Origin of the sequence: Chitinophaga flava, assembly GCF_003308995.1 — a bacterium.
GTDB lineage: Bacteria > Bacteroidota > Bacteroidia > Chitinophagales > Chitinophagaceae > Chitinophaga > Chitinophaga flava.
The window spans coordinates 3569574-3587372 of the sequence record NZ_QFFJ01000002.1 but is presented as its reverse complement, the minus strand read 5'-3'; the positions used below and the strand labels follow the sequence as shown (position 1 = coordinate 3587372).

General features: G+C 46.8%; 13 protein-coding genes. 12 read left to right on the top strand and 1 reads right to left on the bottom strand.

Annotated elements, in window-relative coordinates:
* Positions 1 to 66: 66 nt before the first annotated feature.
* Positions 67 to 1719, bottom strand: a complete 1653-nt coding sequence (locus DF182_RS29435) for a M1 family metallopeptidase (RefSeq protein ID WP_113619331.1) — start codon at positions 1717 to 1719, stop codon at positions 67 to 69.
* 121 nt (positions 1720 to 1840) lie between these two features.
* Between DF182_RS29435 and DF182_RS29430 the strand changes: the two genes are divergently transcribed.
* From DF182_RS29430 to DF182_RS29375, 12 genes are all read left to right on the top strand, one after another.
* Complete coding sequence (locus DF182_RS29430; protein WP_245957590.1) at positions 1841 to 3460, top strand: ABC transporter substrate-binding protein; 1620 nt, start codon at positions 1841 to 1843, stop codon at positions 3458 to 3460.
* Between the two features lie 112 nt (positions 3461 to 3572).
* Entirely contained in the window at positions 3573 to 4349 is a 777-nt protein-coding gene (locus DF182_RS29425; RefSeq protein WP_113619329.1) for an acyl-CoA desaturase, read from the top strand.
* 153 nt (positions 4350 to 4502) lie between these two features.
* Positions 4503 to 5390 carry a decaprenyl-phosphate phosphoribosyltransferase gene (locus DF182_RS29420; RefSeq protein ID WP_113619328.1) on the top strand — a complete coding sequence of 296 codons (888 nt, stop codon included), beginning with the start codon at positions 4503 to 4505 and terminating at the stop codon, positions 5388 to 5390.
* The gene (locus tag DF182_RS29415) at positions 5390 to 6721 is read left to right on the top strand and encodes an FAD-binding oxidoreductase (protein WP_113619327.1); all 1332 of its coding nucleotides are present in this window, start codon (positions 5390 to 5392) and stop codon (positions 6719 to 6721) included. Before DF182_RS29420 ends, DF182_RS29415 begins: the two co-directional genes overlap by 1 nt.
* 29 nt (positions 6722 to 6750) lie before the next feature.
* Positions 6751 to 7482: an SDR family oxidoreductase gene (locus tag DF182_RS29410; RefSeq protein WP_113619326.1), complete on the top strand. Its 732-nt coding sequence runs from the start codon at positions 6751 to 6753 to the stop codon at positions 7480 to 7482.
* Positions 7479 to 8072: an HAD family hydrolase gene (locus tag DF182_RS29405; protein ID WP_113619325.1), complete on the top strand. Its 594-nt coding sequence runs from the start codon at positions 7479 to 7481 to the stop codon at positions 8070 to 8072. Before DF182_RS29410 ends, DF182_RS29405 begins: the two co-directional genes overlap by 4 nt.
* A gap of 58 nt (positions 8073 to 8130) precedes the next feature.
* The gene (locus DF182_RS29400) at positions 8131 to 9822 is read left to right on the top strand and encodes a hypothetical protein (protein WP_113619324.1); all 1692 of its coding nucleotides are present in this window, start codon (positions 8131 to 8133) and stop codon (positions 9820 to 9822) included.
* A 99-nt stretch (positions 9823 to 9921) separates the two neighbouring features.
* On the top strand, positions 9922 to 12285 hold the full coding sequence (locus DF182_RS29395; RefSeq protein WP_113619323.1) for an ABC transporter permease: 2364 nt from the start codon (positions 9922 to 9924) through the stop codon (positions 12283 to 12285).
* A gap of 402 nt (positions 12286 to 12687) precedes the next feature.
* On the top strand, positions 12688 to 13296 hold the full coding sequence (locus tag DF182_RS29390; RefSeq protein ID WP_113619322.1) for a CGNR zinc finger domain-containing protein: 609 nt from the start codon (positions 12688 to 12690) through the stop codon (positions 13294 to 13296).
* A gap of 7 nt (positions 13297 to 13303) precedes the next feature.
* Entirely contained in the window at positions 13304 to 14209 is a 906-nt protein-coding gene (locus DF182_RS29385) for an EamA family transporter (protein ID WP_113619321.1), read from the top strand.
* 29 nt (positions 14210 to 14238) lie between these two features.
* Entirely contained in the window at positions 14239 to 15207 is a 969-nt protein-coding gene (locus DF182_RS29380; protein ID WP_161964312.1) for a Gfo/Idh/MocA family protein, read from the top strand.
* Between the two features lie 326 nt (positions 15208 to 15533).
* A complete protein-coding gene (locus tag DF182_RS29375; RefSeq protein WP_113619319.1) occupies positions 15534 to 17711 on the top strand; it encodes a bifunctional alpha,alpha-trehalose-phosphate synthase (UDP-forming)/trehalose-phosphatase in 2178 nt (725 codons plus the stop codon).
* The last annotated feature ends 88 nt before the right edge of the window (positions 17712 to 17799 follow it).

Sequence of the window (17799 nt, the reverse complement as noted above, 5' to 3'; positions counted from 1 at the left end):
TTGTTTTATTATTATCTGTAGATCTTCGCTTATCAGGAACATCAGAATTATCAGAATTCATCACCGTTATGGTTTGTTGTCTGTTGCAGCTCTCTTTCTTACATTAATATAGAAGTTCTTGTCCACTTCAAACTGATTGGGATCAGGCAGGCTGATACTGGCTGTACGCCAGCTGGTACCCGGATAGATCAGCTTATAGCCGCTTTCGTTGAGTTTAACTTTTACCGGCATATTGAAGTCTTTCACATCCGTTACCCAGCGGTATTGTACCTGCTGGCCAACGATGCGGTATTCCAGTGTAGGAATGGTGGTATCACGCAGGTATTGCTCAAACACACGTCCAAGGTCAAAGCCAACGGCATTGCTCATATATCGCTCTATTTCCTGGGTAGTTACTGTCTGGTGGTAGAAGGTTTTGTTTAATCCTCTCAGCATCTGACGGAAAGCTTCGTCATTGTTCATAATCTGCCGGATGGTATGGAGCATATTGCCTCCTTTGTAGTACATATCGCCGCTGCCTTCGGTATTAACGCCATAGGGCCCGATGATGGGAATATCATTTTTGATGTTCTTACGGGTACCTATCACATACTCATTGGCAGCTTTCAGGCCGTACTGGCATTCGGTGAACAGGCTTTCGGAGTAGTTGGTAAAAGACTCATGAATCCACATATCGGCAATGTCTTTACTGGTAATGCTATTACCAAACCATTCATGGCCGCTTTCATGTATAACGAGAAAATCCCATTTCAAGCCCCAGCCTGTGCCGGAAAGGTCACGGCCCATATAACCCATCTGGAATTTGTTGCCATATGCAACAGCACTTTGGTGTTCCATACCCAGGTAAGGTGATTCCACCAGTTTGTACGAGTCTTTATAAAAAGGGTATTTACCAAACCAGTATTCAAAACACTTCAGCATGGGTTTTACCACTGTAAAATGTTCTTTGGCTTTGTCTACGTTGTAGTCCAGCACCCAGTAGCTCAGATCCAGTTTGCCGCCTTCACCGGAATAACTATCTTTTATTTCAGTATAGTGGCCGACGTTCAGGGCTACATCGTAGTTGTTGATCGGGTTGCTGACATACCAGGTATAAGTGACGGTGCCGTCAGGGTTATCTGTTTTTTTCTTCAGTCTTCCGTTAGACACATCGGTAAGTTCAGCAGGAACGGTTACATTGATGGTCATATTATCCGGTTCATCACTCTGGTGGTCTTTGTTGGGCCACCAGACACTGGCGCCAAGTCCTTGTACGGCAGTAGCCATCCAGGGACGTCCCTGTGTATCACGGGTCCATACAACACCGCCGTCCCAGGGCGCATTTTTGGCTTTCCTCGGTTTGCCACTGTAGAATACCGTGATGTGTTTGCTCTTGTCTTTCACCTGTGGAGCCTTCATCTTTACAAACCATGCATTGCCATCACGGGTAAAGGAGAGGGATTGTTTATCCTGCAGGATACTATCGATGACCATCGGCTCCTGCAGATCTATCTGCATAGTGGAATCGGGCTTCAGGACCTTGTACGTGATAGTATTAAAACCACTGAAGGTGCTGTCATCCATGTTGACGTGTACATGCAGGTCATAAGAGGTAACATCCCACCAGGCTCTTTCGGGAGTGATGGTGCCACGAAGGGTATCCGCTTTGGTGAAGTGTTGCTGGGCGCTGACAGTGAAGCTCACCAGCAGGGCCATACAAAACATGGGAATGCGATACATAACTTGTTAATAGATTTTACGGAAAGGTATTGCAAAACATAGGTATGCAATACACAAATATTAATCGATTTTATCCGGAAAGATATTATTTTACCGCCAAATGAAAAGTTGTTATTGTCAAGTGGTTAGAACCATTATATGTCTGGGCGCGGTGAGCAGCCTGTTGCTGGGTGCCTGTGGCAATCCGGAGAATCACGATAAGCAGGTATTCCGGTACAATCAAACAGAAGGGATCAGCAGCCTCGATCCGGCCTTTGCCAAAAGTCAGGCGGTTATATGGGCGGTAAGCCAGTTGTATAATACACTGGTAGCGCCAGACACCAATCTCACTATTCAGCCTTCCCTGGCCAAACAATGGCGGGTATCTCCCGACCACCGCACCTATACCTTTGATCTGCGGACCGACGTGTTTTTTCACGACAGCGATATTTTCCCTGGAGGCAAAGGCAGGCGGATGACCGCACAGGATGTGGTATACAGTCTGAACCGCATTACTGACCCTGCCACGGCTTCGCCCGGGGCCTGGATATTTAACAGCCGCATTGCAGACGGTGGATTCCGGGCACTCAATGATTCTACTTTTGAACTTACCCTGGTAAGACCTTTTCATCCTATACTAGGCATCCTCAGTATGCAGTATTGTTCGATAGTGCCTCATGAGGCTGTTGAGAAGTATGGTAAGGACTTCCGTAATCATCCCTGTGGTACCGGCCCTTTCAGCTTTTTTTTCTGGGATGAAGGCCAGAGCCTGGTGCTGCACCGTAATCCGCATTATTTTGAGAAAGACAGCAGTGGTCACCGGTTACCCTATCTGGATGCGGTACAGATCAGCTTTCTGGACAGCAAAGCTTCCGAATTCCTGCTATTCCGCCAGGGGCAGATCGACTTCATTAATGATATTGATGCCTCCTTTAAAGATGAGGTACTGACTAAGCAGGGGCAGCTGAAGTCGGAATGGAAAGGTAAGATGGTGCTCGACAAAAAGCCATTCCTCAACGTAGAGTATCTGGGCTTCCTGGTAGATAGCTCCAATACACTGGTGAAAGGCTCACCCACCAGGCTGAAAAAGATCCGTCAGGCCATCAACTACGGTATAGACCGTACGAAAATGATCACCTACCTGCGTAATGGGAAAGGTATACCTGCTATATCCGGCTTTGTGCCGGCAGGACTGCCTTCATTTGATACCACTAAAGTAAAGGGATACACGTATAACCCGGCCATGGCCCGGCAGCTGTTACAGGAAGCCGGTTATCCCGGAGGAAAGGGATTGCCGCAGATACGCCTGATGTCTATTCCTATCTATGCAGACATGGCGGACTATGTAGCCAACCAGTTGCAGGAAATCGGTATTCGTATACAGGTAGAGGTAGTACAGAAAAGTCTGCTGCTGGAACAGACGGCCAAATCACAGGCGCTCTTTTTCAGGGGTAGCTGGATTGCCGACTATCCGGACGCAGAAAGTTACCTGGCCATGTTTTACGGCCGTAATCCTGCACCTCCCAACTACACCCGCTATGCCAATGCAGCCTTTGATAAACTATATGAACAGGCATTGGAAGAAAATAACGACAGTCTCCGGTACACCCTATACCAGGAAATGGACCGCCGGATTATAGCTGATGCGCCGGTAGTACCCCTGTTTTATGACGAGGTGGTAAGATTGGTACAGCCCGGTATAAAAGGATTTTACAATAACGGAATGAACCTGTTGGAGTTAAGATATGTCCGCAAAAAATAAAATTGGAATTTTTTTTAACATTTCATTCACTATACCGAACGGCAAAATAGTGTGAGTTACAGGGATTTAGCATATCTTTGAAAGATTATTTGTCAATTTTTAAAGCAATCTAATGACGGCGATACTGATATTCTTCTGTGTGCATTGGTTCTTTTCCTTGTTTTTCCACACATTCTATCTACATCGTTATGCATCTCACCAGATGTATACCACTAATAAATTCTGGGAGCGTTTCTTTTATTTCAGTACCTGGTTCTTCCAGGGATCTTCTTACCTGATCCCGAGAGCCTATGGCGTAATGCACCGCATGCACCATGAGTTCAGTGATACCGAGAAAGACCCGCATTCCCCGCATTTCTTTAAAGACGTGTGGACCATGATGGTACAGACCCGTAAAATATATAACGGTTTTGTGAACCGTACAAGCACTGTAGATCCGGTGTTTACACAGGAACCATTACCAGAGTGGGATGCCATGGATAAATTCGGGGACAGCAATATCACCCGTTTGGCATGGATGGCCCTCTATATTACGTTTTACGTAGTATTTGTTCCTACCGGCATGTGGTACCTGTACCTGCTGTTGCCTATCCACTTCCTGATGGGACCTGTACAAGGCGCTGTCGTTAACTGGTGCGGTCATAAATATGGCTACAGCAATTTCGATAACGGAGACCAGTCTAAAAACACTTCTCCCTGGGGTATTATCCTGATGGGTGAATTGTTTCAGAATAACCACCACAAATTCAAGGATAGTCCTAACTTCGCCAAAAAATGGTATGAGCTGGATCCTAGCTATCAGGTAATGAAGCTGCTGAATCTGGTAGGTATCATCAAACTGAAACCTGCCGTAGTAACGCAGGCACAGCTGAAATCCAAGGCTGCTTAATCAACACCGTACAATCAATCTGTTACAATAAAAAAATGTCTCACTGTCATGGTGGGACATTTTTTATTGCCCCTATATCAGAAAAATCATAAGAAATCACATACACCACAGTTCAGTTTATTGTAACTTGGCCGCGTCAACTTTTGAGTCCCCATGAAGTATATCAAATTGCTCCGCCCCAAACACTGGGCAAAAAATACTTTCCTACTAATCCCGCTGTTTTTTGCCGGAGAAATTTTTAAACCCGAAAAGCTACTTGAGTTGTTACTGGCGTTTATGGCATTCAGCATTACTGCCAGTAGTATTTACATCATCAATGATTATCAGGATATAGAAGCAGACCGCAAACACCCTGAGAAATGTAAACGTCCGCTGGCCTCAGGAGAGATTTCCAAACCAGCAGCGCTACTCCTCTTTGCGCTGTGTATACTGGCTGGCGCCGGCCTGGGATATTTGGTGGGACTTAAATTCCTTTTTGTACTGGGGATTTATTTTGTAATGAACCTGTTGTATTGTTTTGGCTTAAAACATATATCCATTCTCGATATCATTATTCTGGCGATTGGTTTTGTATTGCGCGTAAAAGCCGGCGGTATCGCCGGTAACATAGCGATGTCTGAATGGTTGATGGTGATGATTTTTCTGCTCGCCTTGTTTATGGCTATCGCCAAAAGAAGGGATGATGTACTTATCAAGATGCAATCGGGCCAGGAAATGCGCAAAGCTGCCAAAGGGTATAACCTGGACTTTCTGAATGTGATCCTGTCGCTGGTATCAGCTGTGATCATTGTATGTTATCTGATGTATACCATGGCACCGGAAACGCAGGTACGTTTTCATACCTACCGCCTTTATTACACGACGCTTTTTGTAATTGGCGGATTATTACGATATTTGCAAATAACCTACGTGGAGAACAATACTGGTTCTCCCACCAAGATCCTATATAAAGACCGTTTTATTCAATTAACCATACTCCTGTGGGTGCTGAGTTTTTATGTGCTGATTTATTGGCCCACTAATAAAGTTTTTTTTGAATAATGCAAAAGCGGTTAGCTAACTGGGGAAATTACCCCACTATTACATCTGAGGAAAATGCGTTTACGCAGGAGCAGCAACTCCGGGAATTTGTTGTGTCCAATCGTCAACTGATTGCCCGTGGAAATGGTCGTTGTTATGGAGATGCTTCCCTGGGAAAGCATAGTATATCCATGCTGAAGTACGACAAGATCCTTTCTTTTGACGAGCAAAATGGTTTCCTCGAGACACAGGCCGGTGTAACACTGGATCAGATACTGGACATTATTGTTCCCAAGGGCTGGTTCCTGCCGGTAACACCCGGGACTAAATTTATCACTGTTGGCGGAGCAGTAGCTTCCGACGTACATGGTAAAAATCACCATGTGGATGGTGCCTTCTCCGGTCACATCACAGAGATGGATGTCATCACTGGCGATGGTGAAACCGTTACCTGTTCCCAGGAGCGGCATACCGACCTGTTTTGGGCCACCTGTGGAGGCATGGGCCTCACCGGTGTGATCACCCGCGTGAAGTTTGACCTCAAAAAAATTGAGACAGCCTATATCAAACAAAAGCAACTGAAGGCCCGCAACCTGGAAGAGGTGATCCGGCTGTTTGACGAATACAAGCACTATACGTATTCCATGGCATGGATCGACTGTCTGCAGAAAGGTGACTCCTTTGGCCGCAGCATCCTGATCGTAGGAGAACATGCCACCAAAGCGGACCTTAACCCCAAACAACAGGAGGCCCCCCTGAAATTGCCGGCAAAGCCCCGACTGACAGTACCTTTTAATCTACCCTCATTCATTCTTAATACTTTCACAGTAAAAGCCTTTAACTGGCTCTACTACGGTAAGAACTTCAAAAAGGAAATCAATAATGTGGTGCCCTATGAGCCGTTCTTTTACCCGCTGGACGCTATCCTGCACTGGAACCGTGGTTATGGTAAGGCTGGTTTTGTACAATATCAGTTTGTACTGCCGCTGGAGCAAAAAGCCGGTCTGGTAGCTATTCTGCAGCGTATCAGTGAAAAGGGATGGGGCTCATTCCTGGCCGTGTTGAAAGTGTTTGGCCATCAGGATTCCCTGATTTCTTTCCCTATGGAGGGATATACCCTGGCGCTGGATTTTCCGGTGCGGAAAGGCCTTTTTGAATTCCTGGATGAACTGGATGAAATTGTATTGCAGTATGGAGGCCGTTTATATCTGTCCAAAGACGCCCGTATGAAACAGGACGTTTTCTGGAAGAGTTACCCCAACGCCAATCGTTTTGCCGATATTGTAAAGACCTACAACTCCGGTAAACGTTTTGAGTCGCTACAATCCGAAAGATTATTACTGACAAAATAATAATATCCCTTATTAACGAAACACCTCCGATGCCGACAGTACTCCTTTTAGGCGCAGGTTCCGATATGGCCGTGGCCATAGCCCGGAAGTTTGCCGCTGCCCATTACGACATACAACTGGCTGCCCGCAAGGCTGCCGCTCTGCAGCCTTTGCAGCAGGACCTGCAGGTCCGTTACGGGATCACCGCTACCATCCATGATTTTGATGCTACCAACTATAGTACGCATGCTGCTTTCTTTGCTGGTTTACCAACCCAGCCCGATATCACCGTTTGTGCCTTCGGGTACCTGGGTGATCAGGAACAAGCCCAGCGTGACTGGCAGGAAGCTGCAACTATCATACATAGTAACTATACCGGTGCCGTATCTATACTAAATGTAGTAGCGGAAAGCTACGAAGCCCGCAGAAAGGGAATGATCATTGGTATCAGTTCTGTGGCCGGAGAGCGGGGCCGTCAAAGCAACTATATATATGGTAGTGCTAAGGCTGGTTTTACTGCTTACCTGAGTGGATTGAGGAACCGGCTTTTTCGTAGTGGCGTACACGTGATGAGTGTTCAGCCGGGCTTTGTCAATACCCGGATGACCCAACATCTGACCCTGCCGCCGTTGCTGACTGCACAGCCGGAGCTGGTGGCCAATGCTGTATTTAAAGCCACACAACGCAACAAGAACGTACTGTACGTAAAATGGCCCTGGAAATATATTATGTTGATTATCAAAATGATACCAGAAGGTATTTTCAAAAAACTTAAACTGTGAGCGGCATCGCATTCTTTGATTTTGATGGGACTATCACCCGTAAGGATACCCTTTGGGAAGTGATCCGTTTTCAGAAGGGAAGTATAGCCCTTTATGGGGGAATGGTGCGACTGCTACCAGCACTGATCGGTTTTAAGCTGAAAAGGATCGCTGCGCAGGAGATGAAGGAAAGAGTATTGCGGTATTATTTCGGGAACATATCTCAACAGGAATTCGAAGAAGGTTGCAGGCGTTTTTGTACAGACAGGTTACCGTTACTGGTAAGAGATCAGGCGCTGGCAGCTATACGACAGCACCAGCAACAGGGAAACCGGGTGGTGGTGGTTTCTGCCTCTGTAGAAAATTGGGTAGCTCCCTGGTGCGAGGTGCAGGACATCGGCTGTATCGCCAGCCGGCTGGAGATAACAGACCAGCGGTTGACAGGTAACCTGCAGGGAAACAACTGCAACGGACCTGAGAAGGTGAACCGGATCAGGGAGCAGTTTAACCTCCACGACTATACGGAAATATACGCCTACGGCGACAGCGAAGGCGACAAGCCAATGCTCGCCCTGGCTCAACACCCCGAATACAAACCTTTCAGAAAATAAATGACAGCTGGCCATAACACCTATACGTCAGGGCCTGCATCATTATAACAGATCGTCTATGTCAAGTTTGTCTCCTAATGCCCGCAGGTGGGCGTTTTTAGAAATTATTATCATTGTGGCCCTGGCACTTGTGCCGTTATTTGTAACCTTCCCTTACCGTGTTAATATCTTCCTGTCATGGGAAGGTGCCTACCGGTTATCTTCCGGACAGGTACCCTATAAAGACTTCGGAACTCCTTTGGGCTATGGATTCTGGATTATACCAGCCCTGTTCTTTAAGCTGTTTGGTCCACAGATGGTGACCCTGGTGAAGGCGCAGGTATTTATCAATATCATTGCGGGGTTGTCTTTCCGTTCTATCCTCAGGAGCCTTGGGGTAACACCGGGGATACGGCTGCTCTCTGTACTGGTCTTTGTCATGTCTTATTCTTTCTTCAATTTCTGGCCCTGGTACAATCATACGGTGATTGTTTATGAGCTGGTGGGAATAAGTTTTTTGCTCCGTTCCTTCTTCTCAGAGAAACGGGTATTCCGTTATGTTTATATGGCGCTGGCCGCTCTGTTTTTATTTCTGTCGATCTTTACCAAACAGGACGGCGGTGGTATGGCACTGATGCTGTGTCTGGCGTTGCTCGTTTATAACTCGCTGGAAACCAGGCGCTGGTCGGATATAGCTGCTTTTATAGGCTTCTTTGGCCTGATCGCTGCGGTCTTTATCCTGCCACTGATGCCGGGTTTTGCGTATTGGTTTAATCACGGACAGGCACCGCACAACTCACGGTTGGCTGTAAACGATTTTACCGAAGAGATCATGGGCAATTCCAACTGGATCAAGGTGTATGTTTTGCTGGCAGTGTTTTGCCTGGCAGCCGGCGTTAAACAATGGGGTACCTGGATACACCAGCGCAGGGATGTATTGTTTGCCCTGCTCACTATTGGTATCCTTGGGGAAGCGGCTATCTTTCAGGTCACCAGCTACACGCCACCGGACAACAATATTTTCTTCCACAGTTTTGCTTTTGCTTTCATTGCCAGCTGGTTATGTCAATTGCTGTCAATACCGCTTAACACGGGCAGGTCAGTATTACTGGCTACTGCACTGGTATTGTTCTGGTGGTCCGGTACCTGGTGGAAGTATGTAGGCAGATACGCAGACCGGCTGTTTCCGGACAAAGAAGTTGTCTATGCGCCCAACGATACACATCACGAAAATGTAGTATCCCGCCGCAACTATATGATCGAAGCTGACAGTTCAGATGTGCCTGTGTCCAAATGGATATTTTCCAAACTGCCGGTGTTTCATCATATATATATGCCTCCTCAGACAGTGGAAGGTATAGATCGCGTACTGGCATTACCGGTAGTACAGCAGAAAAAGGATCACATTAAAGTGCTGAATATGACGGAGCTGACTCCACTGGCGGTGGCAATGCCGTTTAAACTCGAAACGGGCCCCGACTACCCGCTCTGGTATCATCTGGGAGTAGCCATGTTCAATCGGCAATTGGCCACGTTCACTGAAAAAGTGCAGCAACGGCACTATGATGTGGTACTTTACGAGTATGCTCCTTCTTTAAACAATTTCTTTCCGTTTGCCCTGCGTGATGAACTGAAGAAACACTATACAATGGTAGATTCATTCCTGGCGCCGCGCCGTCCTACCAATGCCATGATCGAAGTGTATGTATCGGAGGCGGCTACACGTTCATATACGGACACCTTGTTACAGAAAGCGGACACTTTGAAATAATATTTAATATTTTAGATATTGTAAAAAAGTATTTTATTATCCGGCACCATCCTGGTGCCGGTTTTTTAATTTTTGTAGCTATCCATCAACCACGTTGCCATGTTAAGAAACTACCTCCTTGTTGCCTGGCGGAACTTATTGAAACACCGTCTGTTTACCTTGCTTAATTTAATTGGTTTATCTACCGGGCTTGCCTGTACGCTATTAATCTGTCTATGGGTAAAAGACGAATGGAGCGTAGACCGCTTTCATGAAAAGAGCGACCGGTTATTTACCGTGATGGAAAATAAGCCTCACGCAAAAGGGATTATGACGAGTGCCGAGTCTCCGGCGCAGCTGGCAGACATCCTGCTACATGAAATGCCACAGGTAGAAAAGGCTGTGGTGAGTACTCCGCCGTCGTGGTTTTCAAAAGTGAATGTTTCTGCGGACGGGAAAAATCTGAAAGCGGCGGGTATGTTTGCCGGAGCGGATTATTTCAACCTGTTTTCTTATCCACTGCTGGCAGGCGATAGAAGTAAAGTGCTGGCAGACAATGGTAATGTAGTGATTTCGGAAAGCCTGGCGATGCGGTTGTTTAATACCACCCAGGATCTTATAGGGAAAACGATTACCTGGCAAATAGACCAGTTCAGAAAGCCTGCGGTGATAGCCGGGGTATATAAAGATGTGCCGGGTAACTCTTCTGTACAATTTGATTTCATGCTGCCCTTTGGTGCATTTAAAGCGCTGATGCATATAGGGGATAATCTGGAGCCGGGAGGTCCCTTTACTACCTGGCTACTGTTGAAAAAAGGAACTGATGTGGCCGGATTCAATAGTAAGTTGACCCGCTTCCTCCAGGAGCGCACAGGCAACAAGGCCCGGACATCCTTTGTTGCGCCCTACGCGGCCAACTATCTGTATGGCACCTACGAAAACGGTGTGCAGTCCGGGGGCCGTATTTCCTATGTGAAACTGTTTTCGCTCATTGCGTTGTTTATCATTTTTATTGCAGCGGTCAATTTTATGAACCTGTCTACCGCGAGGGCCAGCAACCGGATGCGGGAAGTGGGCGTGCGCAAAGCGCTGGGAGCCGGCCGGTTATCACTGGTGCTACAGTATCTTGGCGAGTCCCTATTATTGTCAGTTATATCCCTCTTGTTGGCCACCATGCTGGTATGGCTGCTGTTGGGGCCATTTAATACCATCACCGGAAAACAGCTGCGCCTGGAGTTCAGTTGGTCGATGGTTGGACTGTTTGGCGCCATTACCCTGTTCACTGGTTTGCTGGCAGGTAGTTACCCGGCCTTTTTCCTGTCAGGTTTCCGACCGGTACTGGTGCTCAAAGGAAAACTGGTGAATAGCGCCGGCGCTTTATGGGCTCGTAAAGGGTTGGTAGTCTTCCAGTTCAGCCTTTCTGTAATGTTTATTGTGGCGGTGCTTGTAGTGCACCGTCAGCTGGATTTTATCCGGCATCGTAATCTGGGATACCAGAAAGAGCATGTGGTATACTTTGAAGCGGAGGGTAAGGTGCCCCAGAATATGGATGCATTCCTGGTGGCGGTAAAAGACATCCCGGGTGTGGTAAATGCTTCCAGTATGGTAGGTAATATTTTCGGGGAGGCTTCTATTCCCATTAACTGGAAATGGCAGGGTCATGAAGAGAATATTTTGTTCCGGCCTTTTCTGATATGCCCTGGTATGCTGGAGACGCTGGGTATCACCTTAAAGGAAGGACCAGGTTTTACAGGCAACTATGCAGCCGATACTTCCCGGATTATTTTAAACGAGACAGCCGTTGCTGTGATGGGGCTGGAACACCCTGTGGGCAAGGTCATCCCTTTCGGCGGGGCAATGCGGGAAGTGGCCGGGGTAGTAAAAGACTTTAATTTCCAGTCCTTGCATAACAAGGTGCAGCCGTTGTTTTTTCAGGCAGAGCCAAGGGGTGGTACCGTGATGGTAAAAATGCAGGCCGGTATGGAACCGGCGGTGATGAAAAGACTGGAGACCTTTTACTCTTCCTTTAACCCGGGTTATGCGTTCGAATACCGTTTTCTGGAAGATGAGTATCAGTCCTTCTATATCGCGGAGAAACAGGTAAGTATGCTGTCAGGTTATTTTTCGCTGATGGCGGTACTGATTTCCTGTCTGGGATTGTTTGGGCTGGCAGCCTATACCGCGGAGAGCCGTCGGCGGGAGATTGGTATCCGTAAAGTATTGGGTGCAGGAATCGGGCAGGTAATGGTGCTGTTGTCGAAAGACCTGTTGTGGTCGGTTGCCCTGGCAATTGGGATTGGTTTACCATTGGCCTGGTGGGTTATGCATCAATGGCTCGATAACTTTGCTTACCAGATAACGATAGGTTGGGAGATTTTTTGGCTGGCCGGAATAGCCACTTTTATGGTGACAATTCTGACCGTCGGGATGCAAACGGTGAGGTCGGCGATGACCAATCCGGTGACTGCCTTAAAAGCCGAGTAGGTCCTGTTTGGGATAGAGATTATCGAATTGAAATATTTATATATTGTATAATATAAAATTTATCTTCATGCATAAATTCATTTAGAAGTTCCATTTTTTAGTGTAATATTGCCCCCGTTTCTATCGTAAAATCATGGGAGCAAAAAGAGATCAGAAAACGAAGGTCATCTTCCAAAGAATCAAATTAAAATATCATCAGTATAACATAAAAGGAGCCATAATGAATGGTTCCTTTTGTTTTTATAAAATGCTGGTTTTAAATTTAATAAATAATATTTATTGCTCTCTTTCTTTAAATAAGAAAAGAACCCTTTTTTAGTTGTATTTTGACTAACCACCAAAATTAATTTTACCGGTTAAACAGATGCCTTACATTTGTGCAGCAACCATCAAAACAAGTGTATGGCAACTGAAAAAAGCATCGCTACGTTACGTCTCGACGGCGGTATTTTCTGCCTTGATTTTGTTAACACCGTTTGCAACCGAAACAAGCCGGAACCATTTGACTATCTCTCCGGATTTAAGGAATTACTGGAGTGGTATACCCGTACCGGAGTACTCTCAACCAAGGTGATCCATACCCTCGAACGACTCGCTAAAGGATACCCTCAAAAGGCAGCAATGGTTTTTGACAAGAGTATTCAGTTACGCGAATTACTCCTGCGTCTTTTTATAGCAGCTATCCAACGGAAAGCACCTGGCTCGGCAGATGTTCAACTGTTTAATACCTATATAGCAGATGCTTACGCCAATATCGAAATAGCCTGGAAGCCATCTCTTGGTCAGGGAGAGCTGTCATTTAATGCCCCGGCTCTGGAACAGGTGAACTGGTGGCTGGTAAAATCGGCCCTGGAGCTTTATACCAGCAAAACCTTGCAGCAGGTGCGGCAATGCCCCGCCTGTGGATGGCTCTTTCTTGATAAAAGCCGCAACAGTTCCCGTAAATGGTGTAGCATGAGTACCTGCGGAGATATCCATAAAGTGCAACAATATTATCAACGTAATAAATAAGTGCAAAATGATCATCAGCGAAAAGACGCAGGGTAACAATATGTCCAAAACGTTATTGTACCTGCTGGCGGTTTATATTATTTGGGGCTCCACCTACCTGGGTATGAAAATAGCTACCAAAAACGTCCCCCCGTTTCTGTTATCCGGCCTTCGTTTTCTGTTGGCAGGTGGTATCCTGCTGGTAATTGGCTATCTGAAGGAAAGGACTATTCCATCGCGGCGGCAGTTTTTGTCAGCTGCTTTTGTAGGGGTGTTACTGATAGGCATTGGGAACACCACTGTAGCCCTGGCTGTTCATTATATGCCATCGGGGCTTGTGGCCCTGCTGGTGGCAGCCATGCCCGCCTGGTTTATGGGATTGGATTGGGCGTTCTTCAGTAAGAAACGTCCTTCTGTACTCACTTCCCTGGGTATAGTCCTGGGCTTCCTGGGATTGTTTCTCCTGTTTAATCCGTTTGCACATCATGAAGGCCGTAGTTTCCCGTTATGGCCGATTGCCGTGGTCGTATTGGGAAACATTTGCTGGGCAACCGGCTCCCTGATGGTGCCACGGTTGCAGATGCCTACGCAGATGACCAGCACCGCTATACAGATGCTTGCAGGCAGTATTTTCTCCTTCCTACTAAGTGCCTGCCTCGAAGAGGGTGCCTGGAATACCTTACCGGACATGACGCACCAAGGCTGGCTGGCTTATTTTTATCTTGTCATGATTGGCTCTCTGGTAGGATATACCTCCTATAGCTGGCTTACCAGGAATGCACCTCCGCGCCTGACCGCTACATACGCCTATGTAAATCCTATTGTGGCGATGTTCCTGGGTTGGGCAATTGGCAATGAAGTGATAGACAGTATGGTGGGCATCTCTTCCGCAATCGTTATTTCAGGTGTAGTACTCATGACTTTGAAGAAGTAATTTGTATTTTGGTTTCATAATCAATGACTATGGCAACGATCAAATGGGGTATCATCGGATGCGGCAACGTGACGGAGGTAAAAAGTGGTCCGGCTTTCAGGCTGGCGGAAGATAGTGATGTGGTGGCTGTTATGCGCAGGAATAAGGACCTGGCAAAAGACTATGCCCGGCGCCATCATGTAGCCCGTTATTATGATAACGCCTCCGATCTGCTCAGTGATGCCGATGTGAATGCTATCTATATTGCCACCCCTCCGGGTAGTCATGAAGCTTATGCACTGGCAGCCATAGAACGAGGTTTTCCTGTATACATAGAAAAACCGCTGGGACTTGATGCGCCAGCCGCCCGTCGTATAGCTGCTGCTGTTAATGCTACCGGTGTGCAGGCGAGTGTAGCGCATTACAGACGGCGTCTGCCTGCCTTTGTGTTTGTTAAACAGCTGTTGGAAGAAAACCGCATTGGACAAGTTCACAGCGCCAACCTGCGCCTCTGGAAGTCAGCCTCCAAAGAAAATGCGGGCTGGCGGCTGGACCCATCATTGTCCGGTGGTGGTTTCTTTCATGATCTGGCGCCCCACCAGCTTGACATCCTGCTATATTATTTCGGTAAACCCCTGAAAGCCCAAGGAATCAGTACCGGATCCGATCCCCGTATAGCCGATGTCGTGAGCGGGCAGCTGTTATTCCCCGGTAATCTTCTGGTTAACGCTTCCTGGAACTTCATCGTACCGCCCCATCAAAATGCTGATGAATGTATCCTCATTGGAGAGGAGGGCAGTATCCGTTTCCATTTCTTCAGTAATTTCCATCAGGTGACACTGGAAACAGCGACCGGAAAGGAAGTGTTCAATTTCGATACCCCCGCACATGTACAGCAGCCTCTAATTGCCGATGTTGTGAAGTATTTCCGTGGAGAAGCCGCCAACCCCTGCAGCGTAGAAGAGGCCGTGATAGGGATGGAACTGATGGAACAACTGACCTGTTCTTACGAAGAATAACATATCTCCATCTCCAGGTTCCCTGGTCATTCGTATAAAATATTGATTATTTATATATGTATTAATACCCCTGCGTGGTAAGGATTACGCAGGGAGGGGAGATATTTCCCTTCCCGTTACCCTTGAAAATCATTATATTGCAAAATCACCCTTTCACAGGAAAACCCATTATCCACCTCCGGATAAGCCTTGTTGATGAACCATAGCTACTTTAGCCGCATTATGTTTATTTATATATATCGGTTCCGCTCTTTTGGGTGTGCGATTTGTTTTTGTAGCGGCTCGCTTGGCAAAGTAAAATTGATAACCAGAGATATAAACAGACTATGAGAAAGACTATTATTGTTTCGAACAGGCTACCGGTTAAGATTACAGAGAAGGGTGGGGAATTTACGCTGCAACCCAGTGAAGGAGGATTGGCAACCGGTTTAGGATCTATTTATAGGGAAGGGAATAACATCTGGCTGGGATGGCCGGGGTTAGAGATCAGTGAACCCAAACAACAGGAGAAAATAACCAAACAACTACGGCAGATGAACCTGGTGCCGGTTTTTCTGACACAGGACGAAATCAATAACTATTACGAAGGTTTTTCCAACGAAACACTATGGCCTGTTTTTCATTATATGGCCGTGTATGCCCGTTATGAACAAAGCTATTGGGATGCCTATTACCAGGTCAATAAGAAGTTCCGGGATTCGGTGATGCAGGTGGTTGAGCAAGGAGATACTATCTGGATTCATGATTACCATCTGTTATTATTGCCGGGTATGCTGCGGGCAGAAATGCCGGAGATATCCATAGGGTTCTTTAACCACATTCCTTTTCCTTCCTATGAATTGTTCAGACTTATCCCCTGGAGGGCCGAGCTGATAGAAGGTATGCTGGGGGCCGATCTGTTGGGCTTTCATACATTTGATGATACCCGTCATTTCCTGAATGCTGCCAGTCGGATATTACCAGTCAATACCAGCTCCAATGTCGTTTCCTATAATGATCGTGCCGTAGTGGTAGAGACATTTCCGATGGGAATAGACTTTGATAAATATTCCAGCCTGGCTAAAGACCCGGCGGTGAAGCTTCATTTGCAGAACCTCCGGGAAAACTTTCAGCAGGAAAAGATTGTCTTGTCAATAGACCGCCTGGATTACAGTAAGGGTATCCTTCAGCGGCTGCAGGCCTTTGAGATGTTACTGCAAATGTATCCTGAATACGTGGATAAAGTTGTCTTGTATATGATTGTGGTGCCTTCCCGCGATACAGTACCGCAGTACAAAGAGCTTCGCGATGAAATAGATAAGCAGGTTGGTAATATCAATGCTCGTTTCCGCACACTCGGCTGGCACCCGGTACAGTATTTCTACCGCTCTTTCCCGGTGCAGGTGCTGTCTGCTCTTTACAATTTTGCAGATATCTGTTTGGTGACTCCCATGCGAGATGGGATGAACCTGGTCACCAAGGAGTATGTGGCCAGCCGAAACAACAACGATGGTGTACTGATTCTTAGTGAGATGGCCGGAGCTTCTAAAGAACTGAGCGATGCCATCATTGTCAATCCCAACAACATAGGCGCCATCACCCAGGCCATTGTGGATGCGCTTAATATGCCACTGCCCGAACAACAGCGCCGCATGAAACAGATGCGTCAGATAGTGTCTAAATTCAACATTCACCATTGGGTGAAGCTTTTTATGACACGGCTGCAGGAGGTGAACGGGATGCAGCAGGACATGCTGGCCCGCCGCGTAAATCAGGAGACAGCCGTGATGATCCGCCAGCAATACAGGCAGGCAAAAAAGAGAATCATCTTTCTGGACTACGACGGTACCCTTGTGGGCTTTCAGACCAATATAGACATGGCTTCCCCTGATCCGGACCTATACCAGCTGCTGAGGGAGCTGGCCTCTGTTCCAGGAAACGATATTGTCATGATCAGTGGCCGTAAACATGAAACGCTGGGAGAGTGGTTGGGCCATCTGCCACTGGACCTCATCGCTGAACACGGCGCCTGGCAGAAGACCCGGGAAGGAGAGTGGTACCAGCTTCCCGGCCTTAATGATAAATGGAAACAGGAAATAATGCCTATACTGGAACAAGCCACAGACAGAACCCCGGGTTCGTTTATCGAAGAAAAAAGCTATTCCCTGGTATGGCATTACCGAAAAGTAGAATCCGGCCTGGGCGAACAAAGAGCCAATGAACTGATGGGGACGCTGCGCTATTATACCGTTGAAAAGGGATTGCAGATATTGCCGGGAGACAAAGTCATAGAAGTGAAAAATATAGAGATCAACAAAGGTAAGGCAGCCCTCAGTTGGCTAAACCATAAAAAATATGATTTTATCATGGCTCTGGGCGACGATGTTACTGACGAGGATATTTTTAAAGTCATGCCGCCGAAAGCTATTACTATCAAAGTAGGTAGCCAGGTCTCTGCGGCCCAGTACTATCTTCGCAGTCCTCATGAAGTACGACATTTGTTGAGGACACTCAAACAACTGTGATAAATGCTGATGGGAGATGATTAATATGATAGAAAATATGGAGTATTATATAATAAATTATAATATAATAACTTCTATCATATCCATC